This is a genomic window from Serratia sp. Nf2, assembly GCF_003028435.1.
Lineage (GTDB): Bacteria > Pseudomonadota > Gammaproteobacteria > Enterobacterales > Enterobacteriaceae > Serratia > Serratia marcescens_L.
Genome location: NZ_PYTW01000015.1, coordinates 40,550 through 53,405 on the forward strand (window position 1 = coordinate 40,550; position 12,856 = coordinate 53,405).

General features: G+C 59.5%; 19 protein-coding genes. 13 read left to right on the forward strand and 6 right to left on the reverse strand.

Annotated elements, in window-relative coordinates; all coding sequences use genetic code 11:
* Positions 1-33 precede the first annotated feature (33 nt).
* From C9411_RS24400 to C9411_RS24410, 3 genes are all read left to right on the forward strand, one after another.
* The gene (locus tag C9411_RS24400) at positions 34-1,038 is read left to right on the forward strand and encodes an AraC family transcriptional regulator (RefSeq protein WP_107228099.1); all 1,005 of its coding nucleotides are present in this window, start codon (positions 34-36) and stop codon (positions 1,036-1,038) included.
* Positions 1,039-1,132: 94 nt separating this feature from the next.
* On the forward strand, positions 1,133-2,305 hold the full coding sequence (locus C9411_RS24405) for an MFS transporter (protein ID WP_107228100.1): 1,173 nt from the start codon (positions 1,133-1,135) through the stop codon (positions 2,303-2,305).
* Positions 2,306-2,407: 102 nt separating this feature from the next.
* Positions 2,408-2,746, forward strand: a complete 339-nt coding sequence (locus tag C9411_RS24410) for a DUF2002 family protein (RefSeq protein WP_063990623.1) — start codon at positions 2,408-2,410, stop codon at positions 2,744-2,746.
* 26 nt (positions 2,747-2,772) lie between these two features.
* Here the strand turns inward: C9411_RS24410 and C9411_RS24415 are convergent, their stop codons facing one another.
* Both C9411_RS24415 and C9411_RS24420 read right to left on the reverse strand, forming a co-directional pair.
* On the reverse strand, positions 2,773-3,219 hold the full coding sequence (locus C9411_RS24415; RefSeq protein ID WP_063990622.1) for a DUF1198 family protein: 447 nt from the start codon (positions 3,217-3,219) through the stop codon (positions 2,773-2,775).
* Positions 3,220-3,286: 67 nt separating this feature from the next.
* A complete protein-coding gene (locus tag C9411_RS24420; protein ID WP_004928976.1) occupies positions 3,287-3,622 on the reverse strand; it encodes an MbeD/MobD family mobilization/exclusion protein in 336 nt (111 codons plus the stop codon).
* Between the two features lie 184 nt (positions 3,623-3,806).
* Between C9411_RS24420 and smrA the strand changes: the two genes are divergently transcribed.
* Positions 3,807-4,379, forward strand: coding sequence for a DNA endonuclease SmrA (gene smrA / locus C9411_RS24425; RefSeq protein WP_039568637.1), 573 nt, complete (start codon positions 3,807-3,809; stop codon positions 4,377-4,379).
* Between the two features lie 50 nt (positions 4,380-4,429).
* Here the strand turns inward: smrA and C9411_RS24430 are convergent, their stop codons facing one another.
* Complete coding sequence (locus C9411_RS24430; RefSeq protein ID WP_004928980.1) at positions 4,430-4,843, reverse strand: DoxX family protein; 414 nt, start codon at positions 4,841-4,843, stop codon at positions 4,430-4,432.
* A gap of 192 nt (positions 4,844-5,035) precedes the next feature.
* Between C9411_RS24430 and C9411_RS24435 the strand changes: the two genes are divergently transcribed.
* Positions 5,036-5,266: a (4Fe-4S)-binding protein gene (locus C9411_RS24435; RefSeq protein WP_016929825.1), complete on the forward strand. Its 231-nt coding sequence runs from the start codon at positions 5,036-5,038 to the stop codon at positions 5,264-5,266.
* A gap of 1 nt (position 5,267) precedes the next feature.
* Positions 5,268-5,546: a GNAT family N-acetyltransferase gene (locus tag C9411_RS24440; protein WP_063990620.1), complete on the forward strand. Its 279-nt coding sequence runs from the start codon at positions 5,268-5,270 to the stop codon at positions 5,544-5,546.
* A gap of 32 nt (positions 5,547-5,578) precedes the next feature.
* Here the strand turns inward: C9411_RS24440 and C9411_RS24445 are convergent, their stop codons facing one another.
* Complete coding sequence (locus C9411_RS24445; RefSeq protein ID WP_025303973.1) at positions 5,579-5,761, reverse strand: YodC family protein; 183 nt, start codon at positions 5,759-5,761, stop codon at positions 5,579-5,581.
* A gap of 120 nt (positions 5,762-5,881) precedes the next feature.
* On the opposite strand from C9411_RS24445, the gene C9411_RS24450 reads away from it, so the two are divergent.
* A complete protein-coding gene (locus tag C9411_RS24450) occupies positions 5,882-6,397 on the forward strand; it encodes a DUF1543 domain-containing protein (RefSeq protein ID WP_063990619.1) in 516 nt (171 codons plus the stop codon).
* On the opposite strand, the gene C9411_RS24455 is transcribed toward C9411_RS24450, so the two are convergent.
* On the reverse strand, positions 6,392-7,318 hold the full coding sequence (locus tag C9411_RS24455) for a LysR substrate-binding domain-containing protein (RefSeq protein WP_060426208.1): 927 nt from the start codon (positions 7,316-7,318) through the stop codon (positions 6,392-6,394). The two genes, C9411_RS24450 and C9411_RS24455, sit on opposite strands and share 6 nt — an antisense overlap.
* Before the next feature lie 85 nt (positions 7,319-7,403).
* Here C9411_RS24455 and C9411_RS24460 point away from each other — a divergent pair, with 85 nt between their 5' ends.
* Complete coding sequence (locus C9411_RS24460) at positions 7,404-7,901, forward strand: GNAT family N-acetyltransferase (protein WP_033649791.1); 498 nt, start codon at positions 7,404-7,406, stop codon at positions 7,899-7,901.
* 62 nt (positions 7,902-7,963) lie between these two features.
* On the opposite strand, the gene C9411_RS24465 is transcribed toward C9411_RS24460, so the two are convergent.
* Entirely contained in the window at positions 7,964-8,698 is a 735-nt protein-coding gene (locus C9411_RS24465) for a bifunctional 2-polyprenyl-6-hydroxyphenol methylase/3-demethylubiquinol 3-O-methyltransferase UbiG (protein ID WP_107228101.1), read from the reverse strand.
* A 98-nt stretch (positions 8,699-8,796) separates the two neighbouring features.
* Between C9411_RS24465 and C9411_RS24470 the strand changes: the two genes are divergently transcribed.
* From C9411_RS24470 to C9411_RS24490, 5 genes are all read left to right on the forward strand, one after another.
* Positions 8,797-9,249 carry a GNAT family N-acetyltransferase gene (locus C9411_RS24470; RefSeq protein ID WP_107228104.1) on the forward strand — a complete coding sequence of 151 codons (453 nt, stop codon included), beginning with the start codon at positions 8,797-8,799 and terminating at the stop codon, positions 9,247-9,249.
* Between the two features lie 112 nt (positions 9,250-9,361).
* The gene (locus C9411_RS24475) at positions 9,362-9,778 is read left to right on the forward strand and encodes a DUF2946 domain-containing protein (protein WP_233221946.1); all 417 of its coding nucleotides are present in this window, start codon (positions 9,362-9,364) and stop codon (positions 9,776-9,778) included.
* 71 nt (positions 9,779-9,849) lie between these two features.
* Positions 9,850-11,511 (forward strand): DUF2534 family protein, encoded by a 1,662-nt coding sequence (locus C9411_RS24480; RefSeq protein WP_199200151.1) that lies wholly within the window; start codon positions 9,850-9,852, stop codon positions 11,509-11,511.
* A 355-nt stretch (positions 11,512-11,866) separates the two neighbouring features.
* Entirely contained in the window at positions 11,867-12,514 is a 648-nt protein-coding gene (locus C9411_RS25890) for a hypothetical protein (RefSeq protein ID WP_199200152.1), read from the forward strand.
* Positions 12,474-12,698 (forward strand): hypothetical protein, encoded by a 225-nt coding sequence (locus tag C9411_RS24490; RefSeq protein WP_055317294.1) that lies wholly within the window; start codon positions 12,474-12,476, stop codon positions 12,696-12,698. The genes C9411_RS25890 and C9411_RS24490 overlap by 41 nt, the downstream gene beginning before the upstream one ends.
* Positions 12,699-12,856 lie beyond the last annotated feature (158 nt).

Here is a 12,856-nt window from a genome sequence, read left to right on the forward strand (position 1 = left end):
TTCCGCGTCGTCTCTTTGGATAAGGCGTAATGAATGCCGCTCATTCCCGTTACCTTTTTGTTCAGCCTGCTGTGCTGCGGGCTGTTGCTTCGCCTTGGCCGGCCCAGCGCCCGGCGTTGGGTTTTCCAGCTGTTACTGCTGCTGTGCGCATGGCAAAGCCTGCTGGTGGGGTTGCGTTACGGTTACGACTTAACGCAGTTCAACCGGTTGCAGCCGATTGGCGCCGCCATGATCCCGGTGCTGGTCTGGCTGGCCTTCCGGGTGAGCACGCAGGGGCGATTGCGGCTTACCGATGTCTGGCATTTTGCGCCCTTATGCCTGACGCTGTTGGCCAGCTGGTATGCGCCAGTTTGGTTGGATGCGTTGATTATTGCCGCCGATGCGGCTTACGGCGTGGCCTTGTGGTATGCACTGCGCGGCGGTGAGAATAGTTTGAAGCAGGTGGCGTTGGCGGAAAGCGGGCTCTGCTGCCGTCTGTGGCGTGGGTTAGCCATTTTATTGTTCACCGTCGCGATAGCGGAGCTGATCATTACCCTCGATTTTGCCTGGTTTGGCGGGCGACATGCCGGCCTGTTGGTGACGGTCGACACTCTGCTGCTTACGTTGGGCGTGTACCTGGTCTTGTCCCGCACCCGGCCGGCGGAGCAACCGGTCGAGGAAACGCCGGAGCCTGTTAAAGTCGTCGCAGTGAATGATGACCAGATCCACCACTGGTTTGTTCAGGTGCAACAGCGATTGCTGAAAGACGATCTTTATTTGCAACCGGAGCTGAATTTGGCGCTGTTGGCGCGCAAAAGTGGATTGCCGGCGCGCCGGGTGTCGCAGGCCATCAATCAGCATGCCGGGATGAATGTCTCGCAATACGTGAACCAATTGCGCATCGGTGAGGCGGCGCGAAGGCTGCTTGTCGGCGACCGCCCGATAACCGAAATCATGCATGAGTCGGGATTTACCACCAAGTCGAATTTTAACCGCGAATTCTTGCGCGTATATGGTGCCAATCCCAGCGAATGGCGCAGACAGCAAAGACTTAGTTAAATAATAATTCGTTATAAATCTCTCATTTATCATCAGATCCCATCGGGGTATGCTGGCAATCTCTGTCTACCCCGTTCGATGCGAGCCACCTTCGATGACCGCAGAAAATAACCTCCAGCTGAACCGACGCATTCTGTCCGTGGTGATGTTCACCTTCGTCTGCTACCTGACCATCGGCCTGCCGCTGGCGGTGCTGCCGGGATTTGTGCATGACCACCTGGGCTACAACTCGGTGCTGGCGGGCCTTATCATCAGCGCGCAGTACTTCGCCACGCTGTTCAGCCGCCCGCACGCCGGGCGCTATGCCGATCAGCTGGGGCCGAAGAAGGTGGTGCTGTTCGGCCTGGCGTGCTGCGGTGCCAGCGGCCTGTTTTACGCGCTGGCGTTCGGCATTGACGATTACCCGTGGCTCAGCCTGCTGTTGCTGTGCGTGGGGAGGGTGTTTCTCGGCGTCGGCGAAAGCTTCGCCAGCACCGGTTCCACGCTGTGGGGCATCGGCCGGGTCGGAGCGATGCACACCGCGCGGGTGATTTCCTGGAACGGCGTCGCCACCTACGGGGCGATGGCGGCCGGGGCGCCGCTCGGCGTGTACCTGAATCAGCAGTGGGGATTGGCCGGGGTGGCGGCGCTGATCGTGCTGGCGGTCGCGGTGGCGCTGCTGTTGGCGAGCGGCAAGCCGGACGTCTCGATCGCCGCCGGGCAACGCATCGCCTTCCGCGCGGTGTTCGGCCGCATCTGGGCCTATGGCCTCGGGCTGGCGATGGGCACCGTCGGCTTCGGCGTGATCGCCACGTTCATCACCCTTTACTACGCCGACAAAGGTTGGAGCGGCGCGGCGTTTTCGCTGACGCTGTTCAGCTGCGCCTTCGTCGGCATCCGCCTGATCTTCAGCAACGTCATCAACCGCCACGGCGGCCTGAAGGTGACGCTGGCGTCGTTTCTGGTCGAGATCGTCGGGCTGCTGTTGATCTGGCAGGCCGGCGAACCCTGGATGGTGCAAACCGGTGCGTTGCTGGCCGGCGCCGGTTTCTCGCTGGTGTTCCCGGCGCTGGGCGTCGAGGCGGTGAAACAGGTGCCGCCGCAGAATCAGGGCACGGCGCTCGGCACCTATTCGGCGTTCCTCGACCTGGCGCTGGGCATCACCGGCCCGCTGGCCGGGCTGCTGATTGGGCAAGCGGGCGTGCCGTCGATCTATCTGGCGGCGGCGCTGCTGGTGGCGCTCGGCGTGTTGCTCACTCTGCGCCTGCTGCAGCGCAGCCGGGCCTGATTCAGGAATAGTCCGAAACCCGGATTCCTCCCCAGAAAATCATTGTTTCGGTGAATGATTACGGTAAGGTCGCTCAGCGGTCCAGAATGAGAGGAGGAATCGATGTATTTACGGCCGGATGAAGTGGCTAAAGTGTTGGAGAATACCGGCTTTGAGCGTGATTATGTCACCGATCAGGCCTATGGCTACCGCAAGGGTGCACACTACGTGTATGTGAACCGCGAAGCGCGGATGGGCAGAACCGCGTTGGTGATCCACCCGGCGCTGAAAGAGAGAAGCGTGCATTTCGCCACGCCAACTTCCCCGGTGCGCACCAGCGAGCAGTATCTGGAATTTCCCCTGGATTTAAGCGGCGACGCCCCGAACCAGCGCTACGGCATCGCACACGGCTTCAGCTCGCGCGAAGCGCTGTCGCGCTACCTCTTCAGCATGTTCTTGTAATCGGTCCCCCGCACCGGGGGACGCGATCAGCCGTGGGCCAACGCTTCGTGGTTGAAACGCTCATTGTAGGCGCGGCGGAACTGCGCCAGTTCAAACGCATCAATATCCAGCTCGGCGAAGTAAAACAGCGCCGCTTCGGTGTGCTCGGCGTGCAGCTCCGGCGACAGCCCAGCGCGCAGCAGCACGTCGCGCCACAGGGCGATCTGCTCGTCGTCCGCCTGTTTGATGAACGTCAGGTAGATGAACAGCAGATAAGCCGCCTGGTGCATCTCTTCGGTGTAGCCGTTGTTCAGCATGCGGATAAAGGTCTGGCTTTGGCGGCCGCCCATTTCCTGGATCATCGATTCGATCAGCATCGGTTTGACCCTCAGCAGATGGGCCAGCGAATCGATGGCTTTGCGGGTGTCGGACGTCAGGATGCGGTAACCGATAATGAATACGACGATCAGGGCGGCGAGGATGATCCAGGTCATTTAGGCTTTATTACACTCTCAATACGCCATAAGAGGGGCGGGAGGCGCTGTGCGACAGCGCCCGCTATCAATGCTGTTCGCCGCTGAAATTACCGACCGCGCTCTGTTGGCGCAGGTGGTGATTGAAGGTGGCCGCGTCTTTGGCCAGCGCGTCCAGATGGGCGCCGAGCATTTTGATCTGCTTCACCAGCGCATGCTGTTCCGGCACCGAACTGGCGGTGCTCAGCTTGCGCGCCAGTTGTTCATTCTGCGCCCGCAGCGCGGCTTCGCGCTGTTTGGCTTCTTCCAGCAGTTGCTGCAGCGCCTGGTAGCTCTGCTGCCATTCGCGGTGTTGCCGTTCGAAGCTGCTCTGCAACTCATTCATCGCATTTTGAAACTGGATTTCCAGCTCGCGCATTGTCATGGGCTCGATCCTTTGCGGCACTCAATGATGGCTTAGCAGTATAGCGAAAACTGTTCGCAAGCTCACCCGTTGACGACAAATGAGACAAATGCCGCTGACAATTCCCGGCTTGCAACCGTGGCAAGGCGTCTTACAATCGACCCCATTCCCAGCCGTAACGGCTGCCGTTCAAGAGAGGTGGGACATGAGCGAGCAGGAAAAAGACTTTTTTGAACAGGCGATGGCGGACGTGGTGCCGCTGGCGAGCGGGCGGCAGACGCTGTACCTCAAGCCGCAGGAGGCGGTGGACAAAAGCGCGCGGCGCGAAGCGCAGCGGCTGATGCAGGAAAACTTCCTCAGCACTGATTTTCTCGAGGTGATCCCCTGCGAACAGCCGCTGGAGTTCAAAGGGGAAGGCATTCAACAGGGCGTGCTGGACAAGCTGCGCAACGGGCGTTACCCGCCGCAGGCGTCGCTGAACCTGCTGCGCCAGTCGGTCGAAGCCAGCCGGCAGGCGCTGTTTCGCTTCATTATGCAGGCGGAGGCGCAAAACCTGCGTTCGCTGCTGATCGTGCACGGCCGCGGGCGGCAGAACGAAAGCCATCCGAATATTGTGCGCAGTTACGTCGCCAAATGGCTGGCGCAGTTTGAACAGGTACAGGCGTTTTGCCGCGCCTTACCGCGCGACGGTGGCGAGGGCGCCTGCTATGTCACGCTGCGTAAATCGGTGCAGGCCAAGGCGGAAAACTTTGAGCGCCACGCCAAGCGCAGCCGTTGAAGGGATAGCCGAAATAAAATGGCCGGCGAATATCGCCGGCCATCGATGAATTATTTATTAAATATTTTATAGTCCAGCGAATAACGGCCGGCGCCGGTTACCGCCAGCAACAGCAAGCCGCCAATGATGCTGATGTTTTTAAAGAAGTTGATTTCGTTGCCCATCATTTCCATGCCGGTCATTTTCCAGAACGGATGGCCGATAAACGCGGTGCCCAACACATACAGGGCGAAAATGACCGCGATAGGGCGAGTAAACAGACCGAGAATAAGCGCGATGCCGAAAATAAACTCCACCACCACGGCAACGATCGCCGCCAAATAAGGCATCGGCGTGCCGTAGCCTTCCATCGCCGTGACGGTCGCACCGAAGTTGACCAGTTTCATCCAGCCGAAAATGATAAACAGAATCATCAGTAATATGCGGGACAGCAGAATTACGCCGTCTTTTGAGCTATCACCCATTTCGAACTCCTTAGCCACTGTCGGAATGATGTTGTCTTACTGAATAAAGATTAGAACAATTTACGTTTTTTTCTAGCGGCGGCGGGCGGTTGCGCCATTTTTTTCGGTGGGCGAGACGCGTGGTGAAGCCGGCGGCATTGCCTATACTTGAGCCTGGAGCAAAAACAATAAAACAGGCAATGTGAGGCCAAAATGGACGAGGAATTGACCGCCGCCGGTTACCGCCGTTATTCCGGCGACAAGATTGACGTTTATTTTAACAGCGCGATATGCCGCCATTCCGCCAACTGCGTGCGTGGCAACGCGGCTATTTTTACCCTGAACCGCCGCCCGTGGATTATGCCGGACAATGCCGACGCGGCGGAGGTGAAACGCGTTATCGACACCTGCCCCAGCGGCGCACTTAAATATAGGGAGAAATAATATGGAACATAAAATACTGGCAGACGACAAACGTTTTTATATCAATGACGAGCAGGGCAAGCTGATCGCCGAGATCTCTTTCGTGCCGAGCGGCGACAAGCTGACCATTATCGATCACACCTGGGTGGATGAGTCATTGAAGGGGCAGGGCGTCGGCAAAAAGCTGGTGGCGCTGGTGGTGGAGAAGATGCGCGCGGAGCGGCGTAAAATCATTCCGCTATGCCCGTTCGCCAAGCATGAGTTTGATACCACGCCGGCCTATCAGGACATTCGCGCCTGAGGCGATAACGGGGCGCGGTGCGCCCCGGTTATTCAGCAGACGCCGAAATCGCCGTCTTCGTGGTACAGCGCCACATCGCTGGCCTGCACCTCCGTGCGCTGCTCTTTGCCCAGTTCATTCCAGCTGCAAACCAGGGTTTCGCCGTCGATCGCCACCACGGTCATCTTTGGGCCGCCGGTGGTGCGTTGAACAAAATCACCGATATTGAATGCCATGCGTTCCTCCACAACAGATTAAACCTCACCTATTGATAACACAGAATGGCGCTGCCGTTGGCACGAGTTTCGTTATGTATTATTTTATATAGCGATTATCACCAAGGAGAGCAGAATAACATGCCGGGATTATTGATGTTTTATGTGGGCGGTACGGCGCCGGGCGCCAATATTGAGCTGCACGACGTACAGTTCGCGGCGGCGGATCGGCCGGAAGAGGCGTATCCGCTGCTGCGTGAAAAGTGGTTCGGCGATAAGCGCAAGGTGCATGTCGACGGCTATGCGCGCATCGACTGGGCGGACGGTTACGACGTGAGCCTGGAGCCTGCGCCGTTCGCCGGTGAAGAGAAGCTGTTTTTCGTCAACGTGGGCGGCTACCGCAGCGATGAGCTGGCGGAATTGCACCAGTTCGGCCTGTTTGTGGCGCGTTCCGCCGGCGAGGCGAAGGACAAAGCCAAACGGGTGCTACTGACGGACAGCGCGCAGCAGCACAAGGATGACCTGGCCGAGGTGGACGACTGCCTGCTGCTGCAGGCGCTGCAAGGCTACCACGTGCATCTGCGGGCCAATCCGCACGGTAAACCGGCCCGGCCGCTGTGGCAGGGGTATCTGCCGATCGGCGAACCCGCGTTATAACGCCGCCAACGCCTGCAGCTGTTGCCGCAACCAGCGGCAGGCCTCAGGCCGGCCGTTCTTGCGGTGCAGGTAGATTTTGATCTGATACGGCGGCACCGGAAACGGCAGGGGGTGGATATCCAGCGCCGCCGCCTGCCGCAATTTTTGCGCGGCGTAGCGCGGCATGCTCATCACCAGTTCGCTGTCGGCGACGATGAACGGCGCTCCCAGCAGCGAAGGCGTGCGGATGGCGATATCGCGCTGCAGCCCCAGTTTGTCGAGCTGATAGTCAATGACGCCGCGCTGTTCGTTCCACGGCGTCACCACCAGATGGCGCGCCCGCAGGTAGTTTTCCCGCGTCAGCTCGCCGTATTTTGCGCTGAAGGCGGGCGAACAGATCGCCACATACTCATCCTCCAACCAGCTCACCTCGTCGATCTCCGGATAGCTTTCGCCGTCGGTTTCGGTAAAGCCCAGCGCGAAGTCGATACGCCCCGCCAGCAGATCGTTCAGCGCCACCTTGCGCTCGGAATAGCGCAGCTGAAACGACAGCCCCGGTGCCAGGCGCTGCATCTGCGCCATCAGCGCGGGAAACACCGCGAAGGCGGTGTAATCGGTAATGGCGAAGGTGAAGCTCTCCCGGCTTTCGGCGGGAACGAAGCGCGGGCGCGGATGCAGCCCTTTGGCCAGGAGCGCCAGACTTTCGCTGACGGTCGGGGCCAGGCTGTCGGCATACACCGTCGGGTGCATGTCGTTGCCGACCCGGTAGAACAGCTCGTCCGCCAGCGCCTTGCGCAGCCGGATCAGCGCGTGGCTCAGCGCCGACGCACTGAGGGCCAGCTCCGCCGCGGCGCGCGTCACCGATCGCAGCCGATAGACCGCTTCGAACACCAGCAGCAGGTTGAGATCGAGACGCTTCAAATCCAGATGCATGATATTCATTACCTGTTGATGAAAATGCAGTTCATACAGTATTTGAGGCGCGATATGCTGGCAAGCACAGTTATCAACACACTCAGGATTTGCCATGACCATTGAGATTTACCCGGCGCAAAAAAGCGACGCCAAACTGATTCTGGATATGATTATCGAGCTGGCGGTGTACGAAAAGGCGCGCGAGCAGGTGCTGGCCAGCGTGGAAGATATCGAACGCAGCCTGTTTGGGCCGGGCGCCTGTTCCGAAGCGCTGATTTGTACGGTAAACGGCGAGCCGGCGGGTTATGCGGTGTTCTTTATGAGTTACTCCACCTGGCTGGGTAAAAACGGCATCTATCTGGAAGACCTGTACGTGGCGCCGAAGCATCGCGGCGCGGGCGCCGGTAAAAAGCTGCTGCGGCACATCGCCCAACTGGCGTGCGAACGGCAGTGCGGCCGCCTGGAGTGGAGCGTGCTGGACTGGAACCAACCGGCCATCGATTTCTACCTCAGCATCGGCGCGCAGCCGCAGGGCGAGTGGGTGCGCTATCGTATGGAGGGCGAGGCGCTGACGCACTTCGCGGCGCACGGGGCGGCGCTGCCGGCATAATAGCCGTTGGGGGGAGGCGGCCTCCCCAACTGTGGTGATGTGAACGGTTTACTGCGGATCAATCAGGCGGGTTTGCGGGCGGCGAGAATGAAGATCATCGGGCGTTCCTGCTCTTCGTCCAGCGACGGATTAGCGGCGATTTGCTGCGCGCTGGGGCCCCATTCGTTCAAATGCTGGATGATAAACCCTTGCTGCGCCAGCGGGTTGATATAGCCGCCAAGCGTGCGGTGCTGCTTGATGACGCCTTCCGCCAGCCAGTTGGAAACGCGCTGGCCTTCTCGCTGGTAACCGTTGACCGGCCAGGATTTCTGCCCGTTGCCGTCGGTCAACCAGCCCTGCTGCGCCGGGGCGGTGTAGATCGGGTGCTCGGCGGTGAAGATGAACTGCCCGCCGGGTTTCAGCGCGGCATACACCGTGGCGAACAGGGTGGACAAATCCTCGAGGTAGTGCAGCGTCAGCGAGCTGTAGACCAGATCGTAACTTTCCGGCGGCAGCTGCAGCTGCGCCAAATCCTGCCGACGATACTCAATGCCCGCGTCGGCGGTCATCTCCCGCGCCTTGGCCAGCATCTTTTCCGAGACGTCCAATCCCAGCACGTCGGCGGCGCCCTGTTCGCACGCGCTGCGGCAGAACCAGCCGTAGCCGCAGCCGAGATCGACCACGATTTTGTCCTGCAAATCCGGCAGGATGCGGCGGATGGCGGGCCATTCCGGCGCGCCGTCCAGGCCGTGCCGCGAGCGGCTGAGCTGCGCGTAGCCGTCGAAGAAGGCCTGATTGTCATAGATGTTTTGCGTCATGAAGACTCCTTAGTGAATGACGGCGGCGGAATGCCGCTGCCATACCGTGCATATTGCTGCATAATTCTACGCTGACAACATGAATAACGGGAATGACGATGGACATGATTTCGGTGCGACAAGCGCCCGAGCTGGCGCCGCGCGCCATTGCGTATTTTCAGCGGCACTGGGCCACGCCAGAAACGCTGATGATGTATGAAGACGCCATCAACCGCAGCCTCGGCGCCGCCAACCCGCTGCCGCAGTGGTACCTGCTGATGGAAAATGACCAGATCCTCGGCTGCGCGGGGCTCATCACCAATGACTTTATCAGCCGTGGGGAACTGTATCCCTGGCTGTGTGCGCTCTACGTAGAGGAAACGCAGCGCGGCCAGGGCTGCGGCGCCAAACTGATTGAGCATGTGGCGGCGGAAACCTGCCGGTTGGGCTTCCCGCAGCTGCACCTGTGCACCGATCTGGAAGGCTACTACGAGCGCAGCGGCTTCGTTTATAACGGGCTCGGGTATCACCCGTGGGGCGAATCCTCTCGGGTCTATTCGCGGGTGCTGTGATTGCCGCCGCCGGGGACGATTAAGACAAATCTGACTTTTCTTTCACCTCATCGCGCATCGCGGGTTACACTGGCCGCTTGTTCGCCACCGACCGGGTTAATTCGCCGCCGCGATGAGAGTGCCACGCCAGCTACAGCAACGCTTTACCGCCTGCATCGCCATTATGGCGGTGCTGTTGCTGTTTGTGGCGCCGGTGGTGTCGAAATCGCTGATGCACCACCCGATGATGGGCGGCATGGCGCAGACGGACGCCGCCATGCCGCACGACATGCACGCGATGGCGATGCCCGCCGCCGAGCATGCCGGCCACCACGGCATGGATCCTGCGGCGATGATTTTCTGCGGCTATTGCGAGCTGCTGATCCACGTGCCGCTGCTGCTATGGACATTCGTCCCGCTGCTGTGGCTGATGACGCGCATCGCGCGCCTGCCTTGCGCGCCGCGCATCGTTTCTCCGCCCATTCGGCGCCTGACTCTGCGGCCGAGCCCGCGCGGGCCACCCGGCCAACCGTTTTTCCCTATTGCTTGATCATGGGTAACGCCGTCCGTATCGCTGCGGACGGTTTGCCTGCGCGCACAGTTTGAAAAACGAGAAAGGCCATGTCTTCAATAACCAAAACTCCACCTGCCGCATCGCCGCGTGGCGCAATGCTGAACCTGATCAGACGGCTGCATTTTTATATCGGCCTGCTGGTCGCTCCTTTTATTCTGGTCGCTGCATTGACCGGCACGCTGTATGTGCTGACGCCGCAGCTTGAAGAGGCGCTGTATCGCGATGCGCTTTTCACCGAACCGCACGGGCAGGCGAGATCGCTGGCTGACCAGATCGCCGCCGCCCGCCGCGCGGCGGGTGACGAGGCGCGTATTTACGCCGTGCGCCCGGCACCCGGCGCAATGGACACCACGCGCGTACAGTTCGCGGGCGCCGATCTGGGCGCTTCCGAGTCGCGCGCGCTGTTTGTCGATCCTTATACCCTGGCGATCAAGGGCGATATGACGGTGTACGGCACCTCCGGCGTGCTGCCGCTGCGCACCTGGCTGGACAAGCTGCACAGCAGCCTGCTGCTTGGCGATCTAGGGCGCAACTACAGCGAGCTGGTGGCCTCCTGGCTGTGGGTGGCCGCGCTGGGCGGCGTGGCGCTGTGGCTGGCGACGCGGCCGAAGCGCAAGCTGAAAAGGGCGAAAGGGGGCTTCGCCGCCAGCCGCCATTGGCATATCACGCTGGGCGTGGCGCTGCTGGCCGGGCTGCTGTTCTTCTCGGCTACTGGGCTGACCTGGTCGCAGTGGGCCGGCGGCAACATCGACGCGCTGCGGGCCAACCTGGGCTGGCTGACGCCGCAGGTCAACACCAGCCTGCAGGCCGATGCGCCGCAGACGCCGGCCGATCCGCACGCCGAGCACCGCGGGATGATGCCGGGCATGAAGATGGGCCCTGCCGCGCAGGCCAATGCGTTGAACGGTGATTGGGATCGGGCGCTGCACGCCGCGCGCGCCGCCGGAATAGATGCCGCCAAGGTCGAGCTGCGCCAGCCGAAAGGCGAGGGCAAAGCCTGGACGGTGACCGAAGTGGATCGCAGCTGGCCGACACAGGTGGACGCGGTTGCCATCGCGCCGCAAAGCTTCGCCGTCGTCGACCAGGTGCGGTTCGACACCTTCCCGCTCATCGCCAAACTGACCCGCTGGGGCATCGACGCCCACATGGGCATTCTGTTCGGCTTGCCGAATCAGCTGCTGCTGGCGGCGTTCGGCCTTGGGCTGTGCTTGATGATCGCGTTGGGTTACCGCATGTGGTGGATCCGCCGCCCGGCGGCGGGGGCGCAGCATCCGGTGCATACGCTGATTGCCGCCTGGCTGGCGCTTTCCCTGCCGGCGCGAACCGTCACGCTGCTGGTGGCTTCCGCACTGGGGTATTGCCTGCCGGTGATGGGCGTGAGCCTCGCGGCGTTGCTGCTGGTGGACGTGTGGCGTTGGCGCGGCCAACGGCAGGGCCACCGGGACGAAACGCCGGAAGCGGCCGCCCGCCGCGCCGAAGTGCGCAAGTTCCGCGCGGCGGTGGCGACGGTGGCGGTGGCGGTTGGCTGCGTGATGGGCCGAGCGATCCTCGGCGGCACCGTCGAGCAATTCCAGCTGCCGATCGGCGCCTGGAGCGCCCAGATGGTGATCATGCAGAGCCTGATGGTGCTGCTGTATACGCTGGTGTTCACCCTGCTGCTTTCCATTCCGCTGTGGTATTTCTTCCTGGGGGAGAATGAGGGGCGGTGAGGGGCGTCCGGCATGCCTGCGGGCATGCCGGATATTTGGGAATGGGGCTTAAGCACGTATTATCTCACTGGATAGGCAATTTCCACTGAAAGTAAGCGAACGATGACGTTTGAATAAGCTTGAAATAAAAATATATAAATCAATGTATTGGTTGGTATTTCAGTACTGTATCCTATCCATTTGCGCAATTTTGTTCAGAAAGTTTTTTCAGTTCTGCTCTTCTATAAAATACCCCATCGGGCCGTGCCAAGCCTGGGACTTTGGCGTACTCCCAAACTGAAAAATGCGTGAATTCGTAATCGCGTTCTGGTTTGGTTATTCTCTGAGCTGGACACATTTTGCTCAAGGAAAGTGAATGGACGCAAAGCAAATTGCACATGGAATTTTGGATGGAATTTCGACTATACCCAGCGGGATGTATCATGGCGTCGTTCGCACTTGGCAAGGAGCTGGATTGGCTGGTAGCAACCTCAAAACTAGAAACCAAGAAGAAACAGAACGTTTCGCCCGTATGGTTAAGTCGATGGGTAACAGTGAAGAACCCTTACGACGCCTGATTACTATTGTGATCACTGATTTCTATCAGAAACTAGACGCTAGCGGCAAAGAGTCCATCAATAATAAACTAGCCTATGGTGTCGGTCGTCTTGGTGGACGAACTGGAGGCCAATTTGCATTGGCGCAATTTGCGGCTCACATGATGCTAAGGAAAGCGACCTCTGCATTAGCGTATAAACAATTTGTACGCTTTGGCGCTTCGTTCACTCTCAACCTTGTAATGTTACAGGGACTTATCGAAGAGGCAGCCCAAGCATCCCGACGAATGCAAGTTAAGTTTCCTCAAACATTCCGGAAGGTGTCGGCGTTAAATTTAGATATGGCATATTTCTTGGTTGAGGAACAACTAGAGCCGTATCTCCAATTCATTAACAGCCACCCTATGCTTTGTAAAGGTATTCAGAATGAACTCTGCAAAATCCTCTCTAACCAGAAAACTCACTAAGTATATAGGGTTAGGTGCTTCGCATGCTTTGGAAGCGATAGTAACCGGCGTTTGCGCGATTGCTGCTTTCATGTCGCTGTTCTTACTTGATGGGGCAGTAATGAAGGTTGCTGGCTTTGTTGGTTTCTTCGTTGCCGGCTATCTAATCACCCTGGCGATTGCATGGCTGCGTGGGGAGCGGTAACAAAGTGGCGACGTAATTTTCTTGTCGCCATTACAAAGATTCCACTGTGTCCATTACTTCACCTACTGTATTCCCAAAGCTCTCGCGGGCCTGTTTCTTTACTGGATCTGTGCGGAGCCGCCTGGGAAACTGTGTCGTTAGTGGGGGGGGGGGGGGCC

Excerpts from the sequence above, each read along its gene's own strand:
- C9411_RS24400 (WP_107228099.1), top strand. The coding sequence starts at position 34 with ATGCCGCTCATTCCCGTTACCTTTTTGTTCAGCCTGCTGTGCTGCGGG.
- C9411_RS24405 (WP_107228100.1), top strand. The coding sequence starts at position 1,133 with ATGACCGCAGAAAATAACCTCCAGCTGAACCGACGCATTCTGTCCGTG.
- C9411_RS24410 (WP_063990623.1), top strand. The coding sequence starts at position 2,408 with ATGTATTTACGGCCGGATGAAGTGGCTAAAGTGTTGGAGAATACCGGC.
- C9411_RS24415 (WP_063990622.1), bottom strand. The coding sequence starts at position 3,219 with ATGACCTGGATCATCCTCGCCGCCCTGATCGTCGTATTCATTATCGGT.
- C9411_RS24420 (WP_004928976.1), bottom strand. The coding sequence starts at position 3,622 with ATGACAATGCGCGAGCTGGAAATCCAGTTTCAAAATGCGATGAATGAG.
- smrA (WP_039568637.1), top strand. The coding sequence starts at position 3,807 with ATGAGCGAGCAGGAAAAAGACTTTTTTGAACAGGCGATGGCGGACGTG.
- C9411_RS24430 (WP_004928980.1), bottom strand. The coding sequence starts at position 4,843 with ATGGGTGATAGCTCAAAAGACGGCGTAATTCTGCTGTCCCGCATATTA.
- C9411_RS24435 (WP_016929825.1), top strand. The coding sequence starts at position 5,036 with ATGGACGAGGAATTGACCGCCGCCGGTTACCGCCGTTATTCCGGCGAC.
- C9411_RS24440 (WP_063990620.1), top strand. The coding sequence starts at position 5,268 with ATGGAACATAAAATACTGGCAGACGACAAACGTTTTTATATCAATGAC.
- C9411_RS24445 (WP_025303973.1), bottom strand. The coding sequence starts at position 5,761 with ATGGCATTCAATATCGGTGATTTTGTTCAACGCACCACCGGCGGCCCA.
- C9411_RS24450 (WP_063990619.1), top strand. The coding sequence starts at position 5,882 with ATGCCGGGATTATTGATGTTTTATGTGGGCGGTACGGCGCCGGGCGCC.
- C9411_RS24455 (WP_060426208.1), bottom strand. The coding sequence starts at position 7,318 with ATGAATATCATGCATCTGGATTTGAAGCGTCTCGATCTCAACCTGCTG.
- C9411_RS24460 (WP_033649791.1), top strand. The coding sequence starts at position 7,404 with ATGACCATTGAGATTTACCCGGCGCAAAAAAGCGACGCCAAACTGATT.
- C9411_RS24465 (WP_107228101.1), bottom strand. The coding sequence starts at position 8,698 with ATGACGCAAAACATCTATGACAATCAGGCCTTCTTCGACGGCTACGCG.
- C9411_RS24470 (WP_107228104.1), top strand. The coding sequence starts at position 8,797 with ATGGACATGATTTCGGTGCGACAAGCGCCCGAGCTGGCGCCGCGCGCC.
- C9411_RS24475 (WP_233221946.1), top strand. The coding sequence starts at position 9,362 with ATGAGAGTGCCACGCCAGCTACAGCAACGCTTTACCGCCTGCATCGCC.
- C9411_RS24480 (WP_199200151.1), top strand. The coding sequence starts at position 9,850 with ATGTCTTCAATAACCAAAACTCCACCTGCCGCATCGCCGCGTGGCGCA.
- C9411_RS25890 (WP_199200152.1), top strand. The coding sequence starts at position 11,867 with ATGGACGCAAAGCAAATTGCACATGGAATTTTGGATGGAATTTCGACT.
- C9411_RS24490 (WP_055317294.1), top strand. The coding sequence starts at position 12,474 with ATGAACTCTGCAAAATCCTCTCTAACCAGAAAACTCACTAAGTATATA.